Annotated in this window: 22 protein-coding genes; 17 read left to right on the forward strand and 5 right to left on the reverse strand. The window is 35.0% G+C overall.

Features of this window, described 5'->3' with window-relative positions:
* Positions 1-53 precede the first annotated feature (53 nt).
* The 7 genes from A4G25_RS10025 (at position 54) to A4G25_RS10055 (ending at position 6,984) form a co-directional block, all read left to right on the forward strand.
* The gene (locus A4G25_RS10025; RefSeq protein ID WP_047132487.1) at positions 54-497 is read left to right on the forward strand and encodes a LytTR family DNA-binding domain-containing protein; all 444 of its coding nucleotides are present in this window, start codon (positions 54-56) and stop codon (positions 495-497) included.
* The gene (locus A4G25_RS10030) at positions 494-955 is read left to right on the forward strand and encodes a DUF3021 domain-containing protein (protein WP_232011947.1); all 462 of its coding nucleotides are present in this window, start codon (positions 494-496) and stop codon (positions 953-955) included. The genes A4G25_RS10025 and A4G25_RS10030 overlap by 4 nt, the downstream gene beginning before the upstream one ends.
* A gap of 1,107 nt (positions 956-2,062) precedes the next feature.
* Entirely contained in the window at positions 2,063-2,434 is a 372-nt protein-coding gene (locus A4G25_RS10035) for a DUF488 domain-containing protein (protein ID WP_047132486.1), read from the forward strand.
* 270 nt (positions 2,435-2,704) lie between these two features.
* Positions 2,705-4,954 carry a formate C-acetyltransferase gene (gene pflB / locus A4G25_RS10040; protein ID WP_047132485.1) on the forward strand — a complete coding sequence of 750 codons (2,250 nt, stop codon included), beginning with the start codon at positions 2,705-2,707 and terminating at the stop codon, positions 4,952-4,954.
* A gap of 64 nt (positions 4,955-5,018) precedes the next feature.
* The gene (gene pflA, locus A4G25_RS10045; RefSeq protein ID WP_047132484.1) at positions 5,019-5,774 is read left to right on the forward strand and encodes a pyruvate formate-lyase-activating protein; all 756 of its coding nucleotides are present in this window, start codon (positions 5,019-5,021) and stop codon (positions 5,772-5,774) included.
* A gap of 90 nt (positions 5,775-5,864) precedes the next feature.
* Positions 5,865-6,461 (forward strand): class I SAM-dependent methyltransferase, encoded by a 597-nt coding sequence (locus A4G25_RS10050; RefSeq protein WP_047132483.1) that lies wholly within the window; start codon positions 5,865-5,867, stop codon positions 6,459-6,461.
* A 121-nt stretch (positions 6,462-6,582) separates the two neighbouring features.
* Positions 6,583-6,984: a sporulation protein gene (locus tag A4G25_RS10055; RefSeq protein WP_047132482.1), complete on the forward strand. Its 402-nt coding sequence runs from the start codon at positions 6,583-6,585 to the stop codon at positions 6,982-6,984.
* Positions 6,985-7,081: 97 nt separating this feature from the next.
* On the opposite strand, the gene A4G25_RS10060 is transcribed toward A4G25_RS10055, so the two are convergent.
* Positions 7,082-8,086 (reverse strand): NADP-dependent oxidoreductase, encoded by a 1,005-nt coding sequence (locus A4G25_RS10060; protein ID WP_047132481.1) that lies wholly within the window; start codon positions 8,084-8,086, stop codon positions 7,082-7,084.
* 259 nt (positions 8,087-8,345) lie between these two features.
* Here A4G25_RS10060 and A4G25_RS10065 point away from each other — a divergent pair, with 259 nt between their 5' ends.
* Both A4G25_RS10065 and deoB read left to right on the forward strand, forming a co-directional pair.
* Positions 8,346-9,647 carry a pyrimidine-nucleoside phosphorylase gene (locus A4G25_RS10065; RefSeq protein WP_047132480.1) on the forward strand — a complete coding sequence of 434 codons (1,302 nt, stop codon included), beginning with the start codon at positions 8,346-8,348 and terminating at the stop codon, positions 9,645-9,647.
* 38 nt (positions 9,648-9,685) lie between these two features.
* Positions 9,686-10,876 (forward strand): phosphopentomutase, encoded by a 1,191-nt coding sequence (gene deoB / locus A4G25_RS10070; protein WP_047132479.1) that lies wholly within the window; start codon positions 9,686-9,688, stop codon positions 10,874-10,876.
* Between the two features lie 108 nt (positions 10,877-10,984).
* Here deoB and A4G25_RS10075 read toward each other — a convergent pair whose 3' ends face one another.
* Complete coding sequence (locus tag A4G25_RS10075; protein WP_047132478.1) at positions 10,985-12,007, reverse strand: PTS sugar transporter subunit IIC; 1,023 nt, start codon at positions 12,005-12,007, stop codon at positions 10,985-10,987.
* Between the two features lie 225 nt (positions 12,008-12,232).
* On the opposite strand from A4G25_RS10075, the gene A4G25_RS10080 reads away from it, so the two are divergent.
* From A4G25_RS10080 to A4G25_RS10090, 3 genes are all read left to right on the forward strand, one after another.
* A complete protein-coding gene (locus A4G25_RS10080) occupies positions 12,233-13,102 on the forward strand; it encodes a fructosamine kinase family protein (RefSeq protein WP_047132477.1) in 870 nt (289 codons plus the stop codon).
* 157 nt (positions 13,103-13,259) lie between these two features.
* Positions 13,260-14,690, forward strand: coding sequence for a phosphate--AMP phosphotransferase (locus A4G25_RS10085; RefSeq protein WP_047132476.1), 1,431 nt, complete (start codon positions 13,260-13,262; stop codon positions 14,688-14,690).
* A gap of 85 nt (positions 14,691-14,775) precedes the next feature.
* On the forward strand, positions 14,776-15,726 hold the full coding sequence (locus A4G25_RS10090; protein WP_047132475.1) for a cation diffusion facilitator family transporter: 951 nt from the start codon (positions 14,776-14,778) through the stop codon (positions 15,724-15,726).
* A gap of 50 nt (positions 15,727-15,776) precedes the next feature.
* On the opposite strand, the gene A4G25_RS10095 is transcribed toward A4G25_RS10090, so the two are convergent.
* Positions 15,777-16,403: an FMN-dependent NADH-azoreductase gene (locus A4G25_RS10095; RefSeq protein ID WP_047132474.1), complete on the reverse strand. Its 627-nt coding sequence runs from the start codon at positions 16,401-16,403 to the stop codon at positions 15,777-15,779.
* A 209-nt stretch (positions 16,404-16,612) separates the two neighbouring features.
* On the opposite strand from A4G25_RS10095, the gene A4G25_RS10100 reads away from it, so the two are divergent.
* Positions 16,613-16,912 carry a hypothetical protein gene (locus A4G25_RS10100; protein WP_047132473.1) on the forward strand — a complete coding sequence of 100 codons (300 nt, stop codon included), beginning with the start codon at positions 16,613-16,615 and terminating at the stop codon, positions 16,910-16,912.
* Between the two features lie 47 nt (positions 16,913-16,959).
* Here the strand turns inward: A4G25_RS10100 and A4G25_RS10105 are convergent, their stop codons facing one another.
* The gene (locus A4G25_RS10105) at positions 16,960-17,226 is read right to left on the reverse strand and encodes a hypothetical protein (RefSeq protein ID WP_015901245.1); all 267 of its coding nucleotides are present in this window, start codon (positions 17,224-17,226) and stop codon (positions 16,960-16,962) included.
* A gap of 150 nt (positions 17,227-17,376) precedes the next feature.
* Between A4G25_RS10105 and srtA the strand changes: the two genes are divergently transcribed.
* The gene (gene srtA / locus A4G25_RS10110) at positions 17,377-17,985 is read left to right on the forward strand and encodes a class A sortase SrtA (RefSeq protein ID WP_047132472.1); all 609 of its coding nucleotides are present in this window, start codon (positions 17,377-17,379) and stop codon (positions 17,983-17,985) included.
* A 45-nt stretch (positions 17,986-18,030) separates the two neighbouring features.
* Here srtA and bioB read toward each other — a convergent pair whose 3' ends face one another.
* Complete coding sequence (gene bioB, locus A4G25_RS10115) at positions 18,031-19,041, reverse strand: biotin synthase BioB (RefSeq protein WP_047132471.1); 1,011 nt, start codon at positions 19,039-19,041, stop codon at positions 18,031-18,033.
* A 298-nt stretch (positions 19,042-19,339) separates the two neighbouring features.
* Here bioB and A4G25_RS10120 point away from each other — a divergent pair, with 298 nt between their 5' ends.
* Genes A4G25_RS10120 through A4G25_RS10130 form a run of 3 tightly spaced genes read left to right on the forward strand, consistent with a single transcriptional unit; the run spans position 19,340 to position 21,466 of the window.
* The gene (locus A4G25_RS10120; protein WP_047132470.1) at positions 19,340-19,999 is read left to right on the forward strand and encodes a Wzz/FepE/Etk N-terminal domain-containing protein; all 660 of its coding nucleotides are present in this window, start codon (positions 19,340-19,342) and stop codon (positions 19,997-19,999) included.
* Positions 20,000-20,012: 13 nt separating this feature from the next.
* The gene (locus tag A4G25_RS10125; protein ID WP_047132469.1) at positions 20,013-20,705 is read left to right on the forward strand and encodes a polysaccharide biosynthesis tyrosine autokinase; all 693 of its coding nucleotides are present in this window, start codon (positions 20,013-20,015) and stop codon (positions 20,703-20,705) included.
* The gene (locus A4G25_RS10130) at positions 20,702-21,466 is read left to right on the forward strand and encodes a tyrosine-protein phosphatase (RefSeq protein WP_047132468.1); all 765 of its coding nucleotides are present in this window, start codon (positions 20,702-20,704) and stop codon (positions 21,464-21,466) included. Before A4G25_RS10125 ends, A4G25_RS10130 begins: the two co-directional genes overlap by 4 nt.
* Positions 21,467-21,706: the final 240 nt, after the last annotated feature.

A 21,706-nucleotide genomic window follows, 5' to 3' on the forward strand; every position in this document is an offset into this window, starting at 1 on the left:
TTTTTATTAGAAAGGCTTTTTGATTTAATAAAGTTAAGGAAGGAGGATGGCTCATGAAAGTAAAATGTTATTTCAATCAAGATGAAGAAGATGAACGTGTAGAAATTTATGCACAGGATGCTACGCAAAAAATTAAAGAAATTATCGCATGTGTTAAACAAGATGAGACACTCACAACTTTAACTGGTAAAAACCAATATCAACGCATTTTTCAAGTGCCGATTGAAGAAGTATTACAGATTAAAGCAGAAAATAAGAAAGTATATGCATGGACTTATACGCAATGCTTAATTATTTCAAATCCTTTATATGAATTAGAAGAAATACTCCCGCATTATTTCATCAGAATTTCAAAATCAGAAATATTGAATATCCGTAATATTAAATATTTGAGCGTAGGTGCGAATGGGATGATTCATATTACGTTAAAACATGGTGAAGCGACGTATTCCTCAAGACGTTATTTAAAAAAATTGAAGGCGAGGTTAAAATTATGAAAAGAATAATGAAGCCGCTCATGAATGATTTTTGTACAGGTGTTGTTATTGGCACAGTAATATCGGTTATATTTTCCAGCATTTTTGGACAAGGGCAATACTCGCCAGTATCACCTGTCTCATTGATGGGACGCATTTACGAAGCACATTTGTCTGAACCTCTGATTATGTTGATTGCTGCTGTTATATGGGGAATAATTGGTGTGCTATTTGGTTTAGGTAGTATGATTTACGACGCTTCGGATTGGAGTTTATTAAAAAAGACAGTGCTGCATATTGTCATTTGCTATATAGGATTTCTGCCCCTAGCAATTTTGGCAGGATGGTTCCCGTTAACTTTAGCTGACATCTTATTCTTTACAGGTATTTTTATCTTTGTATATGCCATTATATGGATAGTGAATTATTTTAAAAACAAAGCTTTAGTAGATATGATCAATAAAAAATTAAACCAATAAATAACAAAAAAGAGAGAAGGTTTGGGGGAACCTTCTCTCACATTTTAACAATATCAATTTTTAAGGAGTTACAGTAATGAAACCTAAAGGGGAGGTATTCATTACTTCGATTCTTTTTGTATATTTAATAGGAGCTACATTTAATAAGATTGTTTTTAATGTTTTGATTACTTGCTTTGCCTACAATTATAAGGGGTAATCATGTCTTAATTCAGTGAATCCGATGTCGAATCCTCTATCATTCGAACTGTCTTCATTTGAATTAAGCATTAATAATTTAACATATACAAATGTTTCGATATCAGCAGATATTAACAATTTATCACAAGACTTTATTGCCGATAATATTTACATTCTAGGGATTATTGGGAGTTGGTTGAAATCGGTTGGGGAGCCGGTTTCAATGAATGAATGTATAATATAAGGCTGAATGCTTGGAGCTTGGGGAAACTCACATTTGATTCATTGCTTGTTTATAAAATTGTCAGATAACGATGTATTAACGGGGGATTAACCTATCGTCAATATCACCTGGAAAACGAAAGTCACCTCCTGAAATATACTTGCTGCAGACTCATCAATACGCGGGGTAACGTAGTGTTAGATGAAGTACTGCGAAACAGAAATTCCTACCACAGTATTTCTGTTTCTTGATGATTTCTAAGGTGCAGAATCTAAGATGAACTCGTTCACTGATTAGCGTTTAGATTAGAAAACTCATTGAATCTCTAATCTTCGCTGGATGTAATAACTGAATAGATAGCGTTGCTAAAAGCGCATATCTATCATCTGTTCATATCTCTACGCTCTCTTGAACAGCAAATCCGCTTACAACAACTTTGTTATCTATTTCACATATAACTCTAACAAAGAATGTGAGGAAAATCACTAAATATGAACTAAAATTTTTTGCACCTGTGACATTATTGTGAACCTGTTTAATTGGCTGTAACAATTGAAATTTTCTGTTCTACCACAGTGATGCTGCTCAACACTTAGCGAGAGGCGTATATTGAACATTGAAGTAGTTTTGTTTGTGCCGATAAAGCAAGGGTATTTGAATATTAAAGAGCATTAAACTTTAAAAAAAGAAAGTGAGGAAGAGCTATGGTTATTAAAGTAGAACGAATTTATGAAGATAAAGCAAAAAATGATGGTGTACGCGTGCTTGTTGATCGTGTGTGGCCTCGTGGTATTTCAAAAGAAAATGCGAATTTAGATGAATGGATGAAAAATATCGGTCCAAGTACAGAATTACGTAAATGGTTTGGTCATGATCCAGACAAGTTCGATGATTTTAAAAAGAAATATATTGATGAGTTGAAAAATAATAAAGAACAGCATGACGAGTTGAAAGTATTAGAAGGTATTATTGATGATGCACGTAAAGATGTTATCTTATTATATTCTGCTAAAGATGAAGAACATAACCAAGCAGTTGTGTTGAAAGAATATTTAAAAGAACAAGGTTATAAATAATAAAATAGCTATCATTATCAATTAACAAATTTTAGAAGTTAGATGTCTATACTGTCATCTAACTTATTTTTTATGTAATAGAATAATAACTGTTCTAATACACTATGTATCATATAGTACAAATATATAATACAGTTTCACAAGGTAGACACAACTATATAAAATCCTTCGGAAATTAAGTGATTTTTTTCACAAGATTAAGTATACTCATTGTGAAAACGGTAACATGCTTTATAAAAACATCACATTAAATCCAACGGAGGGATTATTATGGTTGAAACGATCAAAGAAAGAAAATCACCATGGGCAAGCTTTAAAAAAGGTAAATGGTCTTCAGAAGTGGATGTCAGAAACTTTATTCAGTTGAATTATACGTTGTATAACGGAGATTCATCGTTCCTTGAATCACCTACACGAGCTACAAGTGATTTATGGGACCAAGTGATGGAGTTAACACGTGAAGAACGTGAACGCGGCGGTATGTGGGATATGGATACAAAAGTTGCTTCCACAATCCTATCGCATGATGCAGGTTATTTGAATGAAGAATTAGAACAAATTGTAGGTGTTCAAACAGAAAAACCATTTAAACGTTCTATGCAGCCTTTCGGCGGTATTCGTATGGCAAAAGCTGCTTGTGAAGCATATGGTTATGAATTAGATAAGGAAACAGAACGTATTTTCACTGATTTACGTAAAACACATAACCAAGGTGTGTTCGATGCCTATTCAAAAGAAATGCTGGCATGCCGTAAAGCGGGTATTATCACAGGATTGCCGGATGCATATGGACGTGGACGTATTATCGGAGATTACCGTCGTGTTGCATTATACGGTATTGATTTCTTAATGGAAGAAAAATTGAACGACTATAACAATATGTCGACTGTGATGGATGAAGGTACAATTCGTTTGCGTGAGGAACTTTCTGAACAATACCGTGCGTTAAAAGAATTAAAAGTTTTAGGTGAACGTTATGGATTTGATCTCAGCCGTCCAGCTGAAAACTTTAAAGAAGCGGTTCAATGGTTGTATCTAGCTTACCTTGCTGCAATTAAAGAACAAAATGGTGCAGCGATGAGTTTAGGACGTACGTCTACATTCTTAGATATTTATGCAGAACGTGATTTGCAAGAAGGTATCTTAACAGAACGTGAAGTACAAGAAATTGTGGATCACTTCATTATGAAATTACGTTTGGTTAAATTCGCACGTACACCTGATTATAATGAGTTGTTCTCAGGAGACCCGACTTGGGTAACTGAATCTATCGGAGGTGTAGGTTTAGATGGTCGTGCAATGGTTACTAAGAACTCTTTCCGCTTCTTACACACTTTAGATAACTTAGGACCTGCTCCTGAACCAAACTTAACTGTATTATGGTCACAGCGTTTACCAGAAAACTTTAAAGCATATTGTGCTGAAATGAGTATTAAATCAAGCTCTATCCAATATGAAAATGACGATTTAATGCGTGAAAGTTATGGCGATGATTATGGTATTGCTTGTTGTGTATCAGCAATGCGCATTGGTAAACAAATGCAATTCTTCGGTGCACGTGCAAACTTAGCAAAAACATTATTATATGCGATTAATGGCGGTAAAGATGAAAAATCCGGCATGCAAGTAGGTCCTGAATTCGTACCGATTGATTCTGAAATTCTTGATTATGATGAAGTTTATGCAAAATTTGATCAAATGATGGAATGGTTGGCTGGCGTTTATATCAACTCATTGAATATCATTCACTATATGCATGATAAATACAGCTATGAACGTATTGAAATGGCATTGCATGATACAGATGTGCACCGCACAATGGCAACAGGTATCGCTGGTTTATCTGTAGCTGCGGATTCTTTATCTGCGATTAAATATGGGCAAGTGAAAACAATCCGTAATGAAGAAGGATTAGTTGTTGATTTTGATACAACAGGCGACTTCCCTAAATACGGCAATAATGATTCACGTGTAGATGACATTGCGATTGAGTTAGTAAAATCATTCATGAAAAAATTGCGCAAACATAAAACATATCGCGATTCTGAACATACAATGAGCGTATTAACTATTACGTCTAATGTAGTTTATGGTAAGAAAACAGGTAATACACCAGATGGACGTAAAGCTGGCGAGCCATTTGCGCCTGGTGCAAACCCAATGCATGGCCGTGATGAACATGGTGCGTTAGCTTCATTATCATCTGTAGCAAAAATTCCTTATGAATATTGCAAAGACGGTATTTCTAACACGTTCAGTATTGTACCGAAATCACTTGGTAAAACGGATATGGAACAAAATCATAACTTAGTATCTGTGTTAGATGGTTATGCAATGCAGCAAGGTCATCATTTAAATATCAACGTCTTTAACCGTGAGACATTAATTGATGCAATGGAACATCCAGAAGAATATCCGCAATTAACAATTCGTGTATCAGGTTATGCAGTTAACTTTATTAAATTGACTCGTGAACAACAATTAGATGTTATCTCTAGAACATTCCACGAAAGAATGTAAGCTTTATTCAGTAAAGAGAAAGACATGAAAATGACGAAGTATGTCTTATAGGAGGTACCGAACAATGGAAGGACGAATTCACTCTGTAGAAAGTTTAGGGACAGTTGATGGTCCAGGTTTACGCTATATTATATTTACACAAGGTTGTTTATTAAGATGCCTTTATTGTCATAATCCAGATACTTGGAGTTTGACTGATGCGCCAAGAAAAGCGACTGCAGAAGAACTTGTTGAAGAGATTGTGCCGTACCGTCCTTATTTCAGTGCTTCTGGCGGAGGTGTTACTGTTAGCGGTGGAGAACCGCTGCTGCAAATGCCTTTTTTAGAGCAGCTTTTCAAACAGTTGAAAGCTGAAGATATTCATACTTGTATTGACACTTCTGCAGGTTGTGTTAATGAAACACCGACATTTCTAAAACACTTAGATAATCTGCTTCAATATACTGATTTAATGCTGCTTGATATCAAACATATAGATAACGAAAAACACTTAGCACTTACAGGGAAACCTAACAATCATATTCTACGCTTTGCGCAAATGTTATCAGAACGCAAGCAGCCAGTTTGGATTCGACATGTCTTAGTGCCAGGTTATACAGATGATGAAGCGGATTTGATCCGGCTCGGACAATTTATCTCAACTTTAGATAATGTCGAACGTTTTGAAATCTTGCCATATCATCAATTAGGAGTGCACAAGTATGAAGCACTCGGTCAAACATATCCTTTAGAAGGCGTGCAAGAACCAAGTGAAGATGATGTGGCACGCGCATATGAGCTCGTCAACTTCCAAGGTGCAACACCACTTACCATTCAATAAAATCATCCATTTCCCAGCAGACGCTTGAATCTACATTCAGGCGTCTGTTTTGTTAAGATTGAATTAACAAAAAGAGAGGTTGGTGGAACAATGGAAGAACGGATATTTCATCGTATCGCACATCAATATGACAGCGACGCACAAATTCAACTTACTGAAAAAATTGCAGAAGAGATACGTGCATTTATGACGCCTGCACATCGTTTATTGGATTACGGATGTGGAACAGGGTTAGTAGGATTACAATTTGCTGATGATGTTGATCAACTTATTTTGGCAGATGCAGAAAATGAAATGTTAAAAATTGTACAGCAAAAAATAACATCTTTGGATTTGAAAAATGCTGAAACGATGCAGCTCAATGTGGTGGAAGATTCATTACCGGATATCCAAGTAGATACTATTATTATGTCGCTTGTGATGCTGCATGTTTCAGATACACAAGCATTGCTCAATCAGTTATTTAAATTGCTCCAACCAGGAGGACAAATCTTAATTGCGGATTTCAATCAAAATGACAAAGTCAGCCATCCGTTAATTCATTCAGGTTTTACACATGAAACAGTGAAAGAAAAGATGGAAAAAGCAGGATTTAATAAGCCTTCGATACACACGTTTTATCAAGGCGAAAAATTATTTATGAACCAAGATGCATCACTCTTTTTAGCACATGCAACAAAACCATAACCAACTATATTTGACATTTATGTGAAATTTTCATTAAACTATTTGTGGTATTAAAATGGATTTAAAATTATATTTGATTCATGATACATTCGAGCGATTGAGAATTTAAGGAGGGCATATTATGTTAGATAAAATTTTGACATCTATAAAAGTTGGGGAGCTAACAGTAGATACACGCTTAGAAAAAGCAGATTTTAAAGCAGACGAAACAGTTTCTGGGAAAGTCATCTTAAAAGGCGGCAATGAAGATGAGGAAGTTTCTAGAATCAGATTAACATTGCTTGAACCTAAAGAAGGTTCTAGCGAAAATACAGATTTCGGCGAATCTGATAAAGTATTGCAAATGTATGAGATTAAAAGTGAACAAGTGGTTGAAAAAGCACAATCAGTGGAAAAACCATTCGAGTTCCGTTTAGCTAATTTCGATTTAGATAAAACAACTAACGCTTTAGTGTTACGCACACATATTACTATTGGAGACGGTAAAGATTCAGAAGATGAAGAAGAAATCCGTATTCAATAATTGAAATTTAATAAAAAACACCGCATGTACCTATAAGCACCGCGCAAGTTGGGGTGAAGCGCTGTGGATAGGAATATACGGTGTTTTTTTATGGTTTTTAAAACTCAGGTTCAGTGACTTTAATAACCACTTTGCCTCGTGCATGCCCTTTGTGTATATAATCTAAAGCTTCTTTTGTATCGGCTAAATCAAATATTTTGTCAATTTCAGGATGGATTTTATTTGCTTCGACCATTTTGCGAATTTTGTTTAATTCTTGGCGACTATCACGTGTGAAAATAAAACGATAGTAAACACGATGTTCTTCTGCTGCTTTATTAATTTTACGAGCCGCAAATGTCATCAAATATTTTTTCCATAAAGGAACACCGAGTTCTGAAGCAGTACGCTGGTCTGGGATACCGTTGATTGAAACGACAGTACCATGCGGTTTTACTATTTTAAAGGCTTTCATTAATTCTTCTCCGCCTAGAGTATCAAAGACGCCATCATAATCATGCAGGACCTCATCAAAGTGCGTTTGATGATAGTCAATCACTTTATCAGCTCCTAATTTCTCAACGAACTCACGATTTTTATTGCTGGTAGTGGTAGCAACATAGGCTCCGTATACCTTAGCCAATTGAATCGCGAATGACCCTACTCCGCCTGATCCTGCTTGAATCAATACTTTTTGACCTTGGCTTAAATGCATATAGTCATGCAGTGCTTGATAAGAGGTTAACCCAACCATAGGTAATGCGGCAGCTTCTTCATAGCTCAAGTGCTTCGGCATCGTTGCCATTTGATTTTCGGTTACTGCGATATATTCTGAAAATGCTCCGAGTTTCATACCATATACTGCATCACCTACACGAAACGCTGTTACACATTTGCCGATTTTAACAACTTCACCCGCAAAATCATGGCCCATAGTATAGGGTGTTTTTTCATTAAAAAAGAGGCGCATAATTCCGCCTTGTGCAGCTTTGAAATCAATAGGATTAACACTAGCTGCATGTATTTTAACTAATACTTCATTCTCATCAATTTCTGGAATTGATACTTCTTCTAAACGAGGTTGAATCTTTTTTCCATATTTATGAATTCTAACAGCTTCCATTGCAACACTTCCTAATATTCATTTCTATAATTATATACTTACATTCCCACAACATTTATAAATTAATCCTCTAATTTTGCGTGCATTACAAGAAATGTTCGGAAAACAAAATACTTTAACTACAACATGTAAAACGTTTTAATTTTTGACATATAAGAAGTGTTAAAGGTTGCGGTAAACTAGTGTTCGCATGGTAAAATAATAGTGAACTACAGTCACATTGGACAGTCTATAGAGAATACATTAAGGAGTGATTGGCATGAGAATGGTGGATTTGATTGATAAAAAACGTGATGGTGAATCACTATCAGCAGAAGAAATCAAATGGATGATAGCAGAATATACAAACGGGAATATTCCAGACTATCAAATGTCGAGTATGGCAATGGCAATTTATTTCCAAGACATGAATAATGATGAACGTGCTGAGTTAACAATGGCTATGGTACATTCGGGTGATGAAATTGATTTATCTGCGATTGAAGGGACTAAAGTAGATAAACATTCAACAGGCGGTGTCGGTGATACAACCACTTTAGTATTAGCGCCATTAGTGGCAGCAGTCGGCGTACCGGTTGCGAAGATGAGCGGCCGCGGTTTAGGACATACCGGCGGTACGATTGATAAATTAGAATCAGTAGATGGCTTCCATGTGGAAATTTCTGAAGATGACTTTATCCGCTTAGTTAATGAGGATAAATTAGCAGTTATTGGACAATCAGGTAACTTAACGCCAGCTGATAAAAAATTATATGCTTTGCGTGATGTTACAGGTACAGTAAATTCTATTCCATTAATTGCATCTTCTATTATGAGTAAGAAAATCGCAGCAGGTGCAGATGCGATTGTTTTAGATGTAAAAACAGGCAACGGAGCATTTATGAAAACATTAGCAGATGCTGAAGCATTAGCGCATGCGATGGTTAAAATCGGCAATAATGTCGGCCGTCAAACAATGGCAATCATTTCAGATATGAGCCAGCCATTAGGATATGCTATCGGGAATGCATTGGAATTAAAAGAAGCGATGGATACATTGCGCGGAGAGGGCCCTGAAGATTTAACAGAACTTGTAATGACATTAGGTTCCCAAATGGTTGTACTTGGCGGAAAAGCAGAAAGCTTAGATGAAGCGCGCAATTTATTGCAAGAAGCGATTGACAGCGGTGCAGCTTTAGATAAATTCCGCACATTCTTAAGCAATCAAGGGGGTAATCCAGAAGTAGTGGATCATCCTGAATTATTACCGCAAGCACAATATCAAGTTGAATTGCCTGCTAAAGAAAGCGGTGTTGTGACTGAAATTGTAGCTAATGAAATGGGTATCGCTTCAATGATGCTTGGTGCAGGGCGTCAAACTAAAGAAGATGATATTGATTTGAGTGTCGGTTTAGTATTGCATAAGAAAGTCGGAGATAAAATTGAAGAAGGCGAAAGCTTGATGACGATTTACAGCAATACTGAAGATATCGAAGATGTTAAAGCAAAAATTTATGACAACATCACGATTTCAGCATCAGGCGAAGCACCGACTTTGATTCACACTGTGATTACAGAATAAATAATTTTTAAATTAGAAAGAGATAGGAGAGAATGATTATGGCAACTCCCTTTAAACGTATACATTTAATTGTAATGGATTCAGTAGGTATCGGTGAGGGACCGGATGCTGCAGCATTTAATGATGAAGGCAGCCATACTTTAAAACATACTTTGGAAGGTTTTGAACAAGAACTTCCAAACTTAGAACGACTTGGCCTAGGAAATATTGCGCCATTACCTGTAGTAGATGAAGTAGAACAACCTGAGGCTTTCTATACTAAATTGAGTGAAGCTTCTGTAGGTAAAGATACAATGACAGGGCACTGGGAAATTATGGGCTTGAATATTATGCAGCCGTTCAAAGTTTATCCTGATGGTTTCCCTGATGAGTTGGTTAAAGAAATTGAAGATATGACAGGACGCAAAGTTGTTGCAAACCGTCCTGCTTCAGGTACACAAATCATCGATGAGTGGGGCGAACATCAAATGAAAACAGGTGATTTGATTGTCTATACATCAGCAGACCCTGTTTTACAAATTGCTGCTCACGAAGATGTGATTCCATTAGAAGAATTATATGATATCTGTGAAAAAGTCCGTGAACTGACAAAAGATCCTAAATACTTGATCGGTCGTATTATTGCACGCCCATATGTCGGAGAGCCTGGTAATTTCACTCGTACATCTAATCGTCATGACTATGCTTTAAAACCATTCGGCCGCACAGTGATGAATGAATTAAAAGACAATGATTATGATGTTATCGCTATCGGTAAAATTAATGATATTTATGATGGTGAAGGCGTGACTGAAGCCATTCGTACGAAAAATAATATGGATGGTATGGATAAATTAATTGATGTCGTTAAACATGACTTCACAGGTATCAGCTTCTTGAACTTAGTCGACTTTGATGCTTTATATGGTCACCGTCGCGATAAAGAAGGTTATGCACAAGCTATCAAAGACTTTGATGAACGTTTACCTGAGTTGATTGACAACTTGCAAGAAGACGACTTAGTGATTATTACTGCTGATCACGGTAACGATCCGATTGCACCTGGAACTGACCATACGCGTGAGTATATTCCAGTCTTGCTGTATAGTCCTAAACTTAAAAATAAAGCGCATGAATTGAGCGGTGATACAACATTCAGTTCAATCGGCGCAACAATTGCTGATAATTTTGATGTGCCATTACCAGAATATGGCCGCAGCTTCTTATCAGAAATGAATGTTGAAAAATAAAATATCAAGTAGGAGAGATACTTGAAAGTTAAAAACACCTGGGTTAGGAAAGCTCAGGTGTTTTTATATTTAAAGAAACAGACCAACATGGCCTGTTTCATGTGTCATTTAATCAGCAACTTTTTTATTGCCGATATTGATTTTTTGATCGCCGTCTTTTATCCAACCTGCATTTTTACATACTCGATAAAGCAGATAGCTGACTACTGCCGGCAAGATAATTTGGAAGACTGCGATGAGTATCCAAGTTTTAGCTGATGCTCCCATTGTATTAATCGTCATAATTTGTCCGATAAAACCGCTTGTTCCCATTCCAGCACCTGCTGCATTATTAGTCATCGGGAATAATGTGGTCATAATCGGTGCAATAATTGCACTGGCAACAGTAGGCGGAATTAAGATAGCAGGATTCATTAAAATATTAGGTACTTGCAGCATACTTGTACCGATACCTACAGAAATCAAACCGCCGACACCATTATCTTTATAACTTGTCACCGCAAAACCGACCATTTGTGCACAACAGCCGATTGTTGCTGCGCCGGCAGCTAGGCCGGATAAATCAAGCATTAATGCTAAGGCTGCACTTGAAATGGGTGCAGTTAAAGCTAAACCGAAAATAACAGCAACTAAAATCCCCATAATCAATGGACGTTGATCTGTTGCTAACATAATCATTTTACCTAATGACACCATAAAATCATTTAAGAATGGTCCGATAAATTTCGCAACCGCACCACCGATTATTAAAGTCAGCAAAGGAGAAATAATAATATCTATTTTTGTCTTTGCTGCATAGAAACGACTGAGTTCTGTTGCGATTAAAGTTGCAACGAATGCACCGACTGCACCGCCGCCGAACTTATCATATCCAAGCGAACCGACGATAATACAAGAAAATACAACTAATGGTTGTGCACCTAATCCATAGGCGATTGCACCACCGATAGCAGCACCTGTCAAACCCATGGCGACAGTGCCGATTTCAGCTAAGAAATGTAAATTTAAAGCAGGAATCAGTGTTTGTTTACCGATTGTCTGCATAATTAAACCGATAATTAAAGAGCCGAAGAGCCCTAATGTCATATAACTTAAACCTTGAATAAACCAACGATGTAATAATTTTTTCATAATGAATTAGTTAAGACCTCCAGTTATTTGCCATAAGTATAGCATAGAACGATTCTTAAATTACTTAAATTTTTTGAATAGCTGTTTATTTGAAAAGGAAAATCTTGAAAATAGAAGATGCTTTGTGTTGTATCTCTTCTGAAGACTTTCTTGCTTGTAAGTTAGAGATGCTTTGAAAGTGGTATATGAATAGAGTAAAGAAAATAATGAACGGGGGACAAAGACATGGATAAATTATGGCAACAAAATCTACCTATCTCCGGTATTAAAGATATTGTTCCGATTTCAGGCGGGGATGTAAATGATGCGTATCGTATAGATACAGAAGATGATCAATATTTCCTATTAGTACAACCTAACAGCTCGTATGATTTTTATTCAGCCGAAGCAGAAGGCTTGAATGATTTCGAATATGCAGATGTCACTGCACCGCGTGTTGTATCTAAAGGAGAAATTTCAGGCGATGCTTATATGATTCTAACTTGGCTTGATGAAGGCACAACGGGCAGTCAGGAAGCACTCGGCAAGTTAGTGGCCAAATTGCATGATTTTCATAATCCAGATAAAAAATTCGGCTTTGATTATTCGGATAATGGGCCAGACATTGCTTTTGATAATAGTTGGACAGATTCTTGGAAAGAAATCTTTGTGCATCGCCGTTTAGATCACTTACGTGAAAAAATCGTAGAAAAGAATTTATGGGATGTAGACCAATTGAATAAATTCGACGATGTGCGTGAAGTAATTGTTGAAGCATTGGATAATCATAAAAGTAAACCATCGCTCTTGCATGGTGATTTATGGGGCGGCAACTATATGTTCTTAAAAAATGGAGACCCTGCGTTGTTTGACCCAATGCCGTTATATGGAGACCGTGAATTTGATTTAGGTGCAACACGTGTCTTCGGAGGTTTTTCTCCAGAATTTTATGAAGCATATGATAAAGCATATCCATTAGCAGATGGGGCAGAACGTCGTATTGAATTCTATAAATTGTATTTGTTGCTGGTACATTTAGTGAAGTTTGGTTCAATGTATGAAAGTAGTGTTGAAACTTCAATGGATAAAATATTAGCAGATGCAAAACAAAAATAATTATAGGCTCATTAAGGTAAAACTTCCGTTGCGACGGAAGTTTTTTTGTGGGATGAATTAGTCTTGAAAATATATCTAAAGTAGAATTTTACTCATTCACGCATTTTTTCATAAAAAAGTGTTAATTTAGATATAAGTTAAAAAATGGGGTGAGAATATGTCAACTAAGATAAAAGACTTAGAGTTAGAAGCATCACGATTAACAAGAGAAACACATAAATTAGGGATTCCAGTTATGATAGTATTCGAAGGCGTGCCTGCTGCTGGCAAGACACGATTGTCTAATGAACTCTTATTAACGTTAGATGCAAAGTATTCTAGCTTTATTGCTACAGCGTCACCAACACAAGAGAACCTGCGTTATCAGTTCTTGCAAAAGTATTGGAATACATTACCTGCAAAAGGCGGTATCAATATTTACTTCCGCAGCTGGTATGCACATTATATCGATTACAAAGTCAATGGTATTAAACACTTGCAGTATAAGGATTATCATGTCTTGCGTGATCAAATTGATGGTTTTGAAAGTATGCTTGAAAATGATCATTATGAAATCATTAAATTCTATATTGAAATTGATGAAAAGAAACGCCAAGATCATATTCGTCAAACGAAAGAAAATCCACTAACACGTTGGAAAGCGCAAGAGTATGAAAATGTAATACCTGATGACATCTATTTAGAAGAAATGCATAAAATATTAAATGATCCGAAGCAGAAAGATTGGAAAGTCATTGACTACACAGAACGTGAACAAGCAACAATTCATATGTATGAACATATTATTAAACGCTTAAATAAAGCGATTAAAGCACATCATGAACGTACAGATAAGCGTGATGGTTTATTTTCTAAGAATTACCAAACAGATTTATTTGAGAACCATTTAACTAAAGTGAAAAAAAGTGAATATAATGACCAAATTGAAAAATTACAGCAGCGTATGTTAGAAATTCAATTTGCATTATATGAAAGAAAAATCCCGTTAATTCTTGTCTTTGAAGGTATGGATGCTGCGGGTAAAGGCGGTAACATCAAACGTATTCGTGAAAAATTAGATCCGACGGGTTATGAAGTAAATGCAATCAGTGCACCTACAGATGTGGAGTTAGCGCATCAATATTTATGGCGGTTTGCGCGTGATATGCCGAGAACGGGTCATATTGAAATGTTTGACCGCAGTTGGTATGGCCGAGTTTTAGTTGAACGTGTTGAAGGTTTTGCAACAATAGATGAATGGCAGCGTGCATATGGTGAAATCAATGATTTCGAAAAAATGTGGACAGATGAAGGTGCCATTATTATAAAATTCTTCTTAAGCTTGGATAAAGATATTCAACTTGAACGTTTTAAAGCTAGAGAAGATAATCCAGATAAGCAATGGAAGATTACAGATGAGGATTGGCGTAACCGCGATAAATGGGATTTATATTTAGAAGCGAGTGCTGATATGATACAAAAAACAAATACGTCTCATGCGCCTTGGTATATCGTACCGGCTGATCACAAGAAATCAGCACGAATTGCGGTGTTGAAGCGAATTATTAAAACATGTGAAACTGCCCTGTGGGGTGTTAATCACGATTAAGTGTGTTTAAAAAGTGTCTACGTGCATTGGAAGAGGCGCGTACACCCTTCAGTTTTATGGAGAGATGCGAAAGGGAGAGAGAAAGATGGTAAGAAATTATTCACGGAATTATTATTTTCATCATGTTGAACACCGTAAAGTTCAGCAGAGTTCGAAGCGGACATTGTGGGCATCTTTAATTATTACATTGATATTTACCATTGTAGAATTCGTCGGCGGTCTAGTTTCGAATTCTTTAGCATTACTGTCTGACTCATTCCATATGTTGAGTGATGTCTTAGCACTAGGATTATCGATGTTAGCCATTTATTTTGCTAGTAAAGCTCCTACCAATCGCTTTACATACGGTTATCTTCGTTTAGAAGTCATCGCCGCATTTTTAAATGGACTTGCTTTAGTTGTTATTTCATTGTGGATTTTTTATGAAGCAATTATGCGTATAATTTACCCGAAACCAATTGAAGACGGTATTATGCTTGTTGTTGCGGTTATTGGTTTAATTGTCAATATTGTATTAACATGGCTGCTTTATAATTCATTGAAATCAGAAGACAATATCAATATTCAAAGTGCATTATGGCATTTTTTCGGAGACTTATTAAACTCAGTCGGAGTTATCGTAGCAGTTGTTTTGATTAAACTTACAGGAATCCAACTGATTGACCCGATATTAAGTATTGTGATTTCAGCAATTTTATTGAATGGCGGTTATAAAATTTTAAAAAATGCTTGGCTGATTCTAATGGCTTCTGTACCTGAAGAGCTTGATGTCGATCAAATTATTGCTGATATGAAACAAGCTGACCAAGTAATCGATGTTCATGAATTCCATCTTTGGAGTGTAACTTCTGACCAATATTCTTTATCTGCGCATGTTGTTTTAGATAGCAAGAGCAGTCAAGATGCTTACCAAATCATCAATCAACTTGAGCATTTGTTAAAAAGCAAGTATGGTCTCCATCATACAACACTGCAAATAGAACATTTAGATTTAAATCATTTAGATGAAATTTATTTTGAACAATTTGAGCAATAAAAAAGTCCGATGTGCTATTAACAGCACTTCGGACTTTTTTCGGTTAATCATTAAAATTCTTTAGCAAAAGATTCAGCTTGTTGAATCGCATTTAATTTAATTTCTTCAGCTTTTTCAGGTACTTTATTATGACCTTCAACTGCGATTAATTTATATTTAGGAACACCCAAGAAATTGAGGATAGTACGGATATAACGGTCTCCCATTTCCATTTCAGCCGTAGGACCTTCGCTATAAAAACCGCCGCGTGATTGAATATGCAATGCAGTTTTATCAGTAAGCAAACCTTGTGGTCCTTCAGAAGTGTATTTGAATGATTTACCAGCAACTGAAACAGCATCGAAATAACGTTTCACTGCAGGCGGGAATGATAAGTTCCACATTGGTGTAGCAATAACATATTTATCAGCAGCTACAAATTGATCAACGATTTCTGTTAAACGACTTACTTTATGTTGTTCAACTTCAGTTAAAGTTTCACCATTTTGCAACTTGCCCCATCCAGAGAATACATCGGCATCAATTTCAGGTACTTCATCTTTGAATAAATCAATATGAATCACTTCGTCATCCGGGTGAGATTCTTGATAACTTTCTATAAATGCTTTGCCGACTGCCATTGAATTAGAAACCATTTCGTCAAGTGGGTGTGCAGTAATATAAATAACTTGTGACATTATATATCCTTCTTTCATCTCTGTTTATTAGATATATTTATTATACTTGGTACATAAATTATATGCAAAGTGTCTATTTTACACTTTTTTAAATTTAAGCGGAAAAACAAAAATGAGGAAATTTCGTGAACAATATCACAAATCACTATGACATTGACAATATGAGCGTATAATACAGTTGAATTTATTAAATTGAGGTGTATATTGGCATGAAGAATTTATTAATCGGTGTCATGCTTATAATGCTTATTATGGGTTCTGGTTATTTTATGATTAAATCAGAAATACGTCGTGATGCCAGTGCGGTTGCTGCACAAAAGTTGAAAATGAAAGGTATTACTACTGAAGCACAATTAAAAGCTGTATTTAATGATCCGAAGAAAAAAGAAGGCGCAAAGTTAGCTGCGTATGAAAATGCAGTGGAAAACCATGTGTTACCACGTAGTAAACATTTTCAAACTGCAGAAGCAGCTTATAAAGAATCTTTAAAATTAAAACATGATAAATAAAAAAGCAAAGCAGTAATTCAATCTTTGTCTGAAAGAGTTTGATTGAATTACTGCTTTGCCTCATTATGTTGAATGAAATTTGAAATTTCGATATGTCTTAAGTCATATAAAGAAGGAAGATGTTCTGTAAAGCTTTCAAGCTTTTGTAAAAATGGATATTCGTTTGTCCATTGATTTACTTGATCTGCGAATTGTCCATCAACAAGTTGATGATACATTTGCGGAATGACACTGAACAATCGGTCATCTTGCCACAGCTTATAAACACCCACAAGTGCTAATGCTACCAATAGTCCTTTAATTAATTTCCACATTATCTTTCTCCTTGGAATAAAGTAGGTCTTAAAAATTATTATATAATATTTTTATTCAGATTACCAGAATGTGATAAAGGCTATATGTAATAGGGAAAGCGTGATATAATTTTAGCAACTAACACCATGAATTAAATTAGGAGGCGTAGTATGAAGAAATGGCGATCTCGTTTATTTACGATTATAGGAGTTTTACTTATCTTAGTAGGTATCTATTTCGTATTTAAACCTCAAATAGATCATTTTATTACAGGTAAACAAAATGAAGAGAAAATAGAACAATATGATAAAAAGCAAGCAGATAATAAAGAAAAACATAAAAAAGCGCCGCAAGTTCCAAAAGACAAATCACAGTTAGTAGGGTACATAGACATTCCTAGTGTGCATATTAAAGAACCGGTTTACCCGGGAGCTGCAACACCAGAACAACTTAATCGCGGAGTAAGTTTAGCAGAAGACGATGAATCATTAGACCAGCAAAACATATCAATAGCGGGTCATACAAATACATCTGGCGATTATCAATTTACAAACCTTCATAAAGTGAAAAAGGGTGCTAAAGTCACATTTAAAGTTGGAGATGAAACGCGTAAGTATAAAATGACTTCTATTAAAGATGTGAATCCAGATGAGGTCAGTGTTTTAGATGAACATAAAAATAAAAAAGATCAACTGACTTTGATTACTTGTGATGATTATAATCCTCAAACAAATGTATGGGAAAAAAGAACAATTTTTGTTGCTGAAAGAGTAGCATAAGAAAAACCGCTTAGCCGATATAGGTGCTAAGCGGTTTTTGAAGTTTTAGGCTTCTAAAGTCTCAGTGATTTTTTCTGCAGTATCTTCAGGTAAATTGCTGCAATCAATTTCAAATCCTAAATCTTGTATCATACGATAATCCATTGTATTAGGTTGGCCGCCTGTGATTAAATAATCTCCGACAAAGATTGAATTTGCAGCTAATAATGCAAATGGTTGAAGTGATTGTAAATTGACTTCACGTCCGCCTGCGATACGAATTTCTTTTGTTGGGTTAACTAAACGGAAAATGGCAATAATGCGCAAACATTTCATTGGTGTTAATTCATCCATATCACCAAATTTAGTACCTTGAATAGGATGTAAGAAGTTAATTGGAATACTATCTGCATCTAATTCTTTTAATGCAAATGCCATATCGATTCTATCATGTGCAGTTTCACCCATACCGCAAATGACACCTGAACATGGTGAAATGTTATTTTCTTTCATGATTTCTACTGTTTTGACACGGTCTTCATATGTATGTGTTGTTACGACAGTGTCATGATAATTTTCACTTGTATTCAAGTTATGGTTATATCGATCTACACCTGCTTCTTTTAAACGAGAAGCTTGGTCTTCATTAGCTAAACCTAAACATGCACAAATTTTTAATTGAGGATGGTTTTCTTTAATTTGACGAACTGACTCCGTAATATGATCGACTTCTTTATCGCTTGGTCCTCTTCCGCTCATCACAATACAGTATGTACCGATTTGATTATCAGCCGCAGCATCTGCACCTGCGATAATATCATTTTCTGGAATTAAAGCGTAACGATCTTTGCGCTTCATATCTCTAGATTGACCACAGTACCCACAATCCTCTGGACAAATCCCGCTTTTCGCATTCAAAATCATATTTAATTTTACTTTCTTTCCATAATAATGTTTACGTACAGCGTATGCTTCATCTAATAACGTGAAAGTATCAATCGTTTCATCTGTGTACAAATCAAAAGCTTCTTCTTTTGTTAATGCGTAGCCGTTAATAATTTTGTGTGCTATATCCATTTTTTAAATCCCCTTTACTCACAAAGTATGTTAACTAATAACAATAAAAAGTTTACATTTATTAAGGGGATTACGCAAGGAGTTATAAAACAATTGTAAAAAGAAACTTTAAGAAACGTAAAGATAATGTAAAATTATCATTAACAATTGGTTATACGTGTTAACTTATCGGGGGATATTAACTATAATAAAATATAAATTGTTGAGAATTTTGTTTTATTGAAGAAATGAGTTTTAATACAATATTGATTCTAAATAATTTAAATAAATTGATTATTAGCAAGGGAGATAGTAAGAAATGGAAACACGGCTTGATTATAAACAAGTATTAGCTACCATCAAAAAGAATTTATGGTTATTAATCGCTTTACCCTTAATAGCAGCAATATTAGTTTTTGCAGCTACTCATTTTTTGATTAAACCTAAGTATGAATCTTCAACGCAAATTATAGTTAATCAAAAAGAAAAAGATGACCAAATGATGGCTCAACAACTTCAATCTGACTTACAACTGGTGAATACATATTCGGAAATTATTAAGAGTCCGAGAATTATGGATGAAGTATCAGAAGGTTTAAAGAATAAATATTCAGGAAGTCAGCTTTCAAGTATGACTAATGTTGAAAGTACAGCACAATCTCAAATATTGAAAATAAAGGTAGTTACTCATAATGAGAAGGATTCAAAAATTATTGCGAATGAAGTAGCAGATACCTTTAAAAAAGAAATCGATAACATTATGAAAGTTGATAATGTATCTGTATTGTCGAAAGCAGAAAACGGAGTGAAAATATATCCGAAGCCCGTTACAAACACATTACTTGGTGCACTTATCGGATTAGTAATAGCAATTTTCATTGCTGTATTAAGAGAATTGTTTGATAAACGAATTAAAAATGAAGAGGACGTTGAAAGAGTTCTTGACTTACCAGTATTAGGAGCAATTAATAAATTCTAAAAGGGGAAAAATGATGAAACAAAAAGACAATCAAAAGCATCAACTTATCACTTTGCATGAACCTAAATCTGTTATAAGTGAAAAATTTCGAGGCATCAGATCGAATCTTTTATTTTCTTCAGCTGATGAAACGATAAAAGGAATAGTTGTTACAGCAGAAAAACCGTCAGCTGGGAAATCTACAATCGCATCTAATTTAGCTATCACTTATGCTCAAGCTGGATATAAAACTTTGATTATTGATGGAGATATGAGAAAACCTACATTACATTATATATTTAATAAAATGAACAATCATGGGTTATCATCAACTATTATTAATAATATAAAGTTAGAGGATTCAATAGAAGAAACAGAGATAGAAAACTTAGATATTTTGACGTCTGGACCAATTCCGCCTAACCCATCGGAATTAATTGGTTCATCTAATTTCAATGAAATTATCTCGACACTAAAGGACCGTTATAATTTTATTGTTTTAGATACACCGCCAGTTAATACAGTAACGGATGCACAGATATACTCAAAATATATTACGCATTCAATTTTAGTAATAGATGCTGAAAAGAACAACAGAACTGAAATTACTAAAGCTAAATCTCTTTTAGATAGAGTAGATTCAAAAATATTGGGTGTTGTTTTAAATAGGACTCCAAAAGATAAGTCATCTAGTTATTATGCTTATTATGGAAGTGAAGATAAGTGATTGATATTCATAATCATATAATTCCTGGTGTTGATGATGGACCTAAAATCGATATAGAAACAATTATGCTGCTTAAACAAGCTAAAAAAGAAGGTGTGACAGGTATTATTGCAACACCGCATCATTTGCATACAAGATATTCAAATGATTTTGATGAAGTCATCAAAAGTATTGAGGAACTTAATCAACATGAAGAGATAAAAGCGCTAGATGTTAATATTTATCCAGGACAAGAAATAAGAATAACAGACCAGATTATCACGGGGATTGAAGTGGGGACGATTAAGGGGTTGAACCACTCTAAATATCTGCTCATCGAATTCCCTTCTAATGAAGTTCCTCATTATACAAAGCAATTATTTTTTGAGATCCAAAGTAAAGGTTTTATTCCGGTTATTGCACATCCTGAACGTAATAAAGCGATTATTCAAGATGTGGAAATACTTTATGATTTAATTAATGCAGGTGCATTAAGCCAGATCACATCTACATCATTGACAGGTGTGTTAGGGAAAAAATTACAAAGCTTTTCTATACAGTTGCTGGAAAATAATTTAACACATTTTATTTCTTCTGATGCACATAATACTGAAGAAAGACCCTTTATAATGCAATCGCTTTTTAATAATAAGAAATTAAATCGTGTTGAAGACGAAATGAATCAATGCATTTTTAATGCAGAAAAATTAATTGCTGATCAAAATGTTGTAAAAAATGTACCGAGCATGCCGAAAAAGAATAAATTTTGGCTATTTAGATAAATATAGTACTGAGACGACTCTTCATTTTTGGGGAGTCGTTTTTTAATTTTTTAGTTTGATATATGAGATATAAATGTGTCTAAAGTGTGTCTTTTGTAAATTTAATGTTAACTATATAGTTGTTTTGAGGTGAAAAATATCAAAAAAAGGAAAAATCAAAATTTATGTTTGTCTGTAAAATTAAAATTTAAGTGATTATATGGCTATAAACAAAATAAATAATAAAATCCTTTCGTTTAT

This window comes from Staphylococcus condimenti (assembly GCF_001618885.1).
GTDB classification, from domain to species: domain Bacteria; phylum Bacillota; class Bacilli; order Staphylococcales; family Staphylococcaceae; genus Staphylococcus; species Staphylococcus condimenti.

Coding starts and splice junctions, on each gene's coding strand:
- srtA (WP_047132472.1), top strand. CDS start 17,377: ATGAAGAAATGGCGATCTCGTTTATTTACGATTATAGGAGTTTTACTT.
- deoB (WP_047132479.1), top strand. CDS start 9,686: ATGGCAACTCCCTTTAAACGTATACATTTAATTGTAATGGATTCAGTA.
- A4G25_RS10065 (WP_047132480.1), top strand. CDS start 8,346: ATGAGAATGGTGGATTTGATTGATAAAAAACGTGATGGTGAATCACTA.
- A4G25_RS10125 (WP_047132469.1), top strand. CDS start 20,013: ATGAAACAAAAAGACAATCAAAAGCATCAACTTATCACTTTGCATGAA.
- A4G25_RS10080 (WP_047132477.1), top strand. CDS start 12,233: ATGGATAAATTATGGCAACAAAATCTACCTATCTCCGGTATTAAAGAT.
- A4G25_RS10055 (WP_047132482.1), top strand. CDS start 6,583: ATGTTAGATAAAATTTTGACATCTATAAAAGTTGGGGAGCTAACAGTA.
- pflB (WP_047132485.1), top strand. CDS start 2,705: ATGGTTGAAACGATCAAAGAAAGAAAATCACCATGGGCAAGCTTTAAA.
- A4G25_RS10100 (WP_047132473.1), top strand. CDS start 16,613: ATGAAGAATTTATTAATCGGTGTCATGCTTATAATGCTTATTATGGGT.
- bioB (WP_047132471.1), bottom strand. CDS start 19,041: ATGGATATAGCACACAAAATTATTAACGGCTACGCATTAACAAAAGAA.
- A4G25_RS10090 (WP_047132475.1), top strand. CDS start 14,776: ATGGTAAGAAATTATTCACGGAATTATTATTTTCATCATGTTGAACAC.
- A4G25_RS10050 (WP_047132483.1), top strand. CDS start 5,865: ATGGAAGAACGGATATTTCATCGTATCGCACATCAATATGACAGCGAC.
- A4G25_RS10085 (WP_047132476.1), top strand. CDS start 13,260: ATGTCAACTAAGATAAAAGACTTAGAGTTAGAAGCATCACGATTAACA.
- A4G25_RS10105 (WP_015901245.1), bottom strand. CDS start 17,226: ATGTGGAAATTAATTAAAGGACTATTGGTAGCATTAGCACTTGTGGGT.
- A4G25_RS10120 (WP_047132470.1), top strand. CDS start 19,340: ATGGAAACACGGCTTGATTATAAACAAGTATTAGCTACCATCAAAAAG.
- A4G25_RS10075 (WP_047132478.1), bottom strand. CDS start 12,007: ATGAAAAAATTATTACATCGTTGGTTTATTCAAGGTTTAAGTTATATG.
- A4G25_RS10060 (WP_047132481.1), bottom strand. CDS start 8,086: ATGGAAGCTGTTAGAATTCATAAATATGGAAAAAAGATTCAACCTCGT.
- pflA (WP_047132484.1), top strand. CDS start 5,019: ATGGAAGGACGAATTCACTCTGTAGAAAGTTTAGGGACAGTTGATGGT.
- A4G25_RS10095 (WP_047132474.1), bottom strand. CDS start 16,403: ATGTCACAAGTTATTTATATTACTGCACACCCACTTGACGAAATGGTT.
- A4G25_RS10035 (WP_047132486.1), top strand. CDS start 2,063: ATGGTTATTAAAGTAGAACGAATTTATGAAGATAAAGCAAAAAATGAT.
- A4G25_RS10025 (WP_047132487.1), top strand. CDS start 54: ATGAAAGTAAAATGTTATTTCAATCAAGATGAAGAAGATGAACGTGTA.
- A4G25_RS10030 (WP_232011947.1), top strand. CDS start 494: ATGAAAAGAATAATGAAGCCGCTCATGAATGATTTTTGTACAGGTGTT.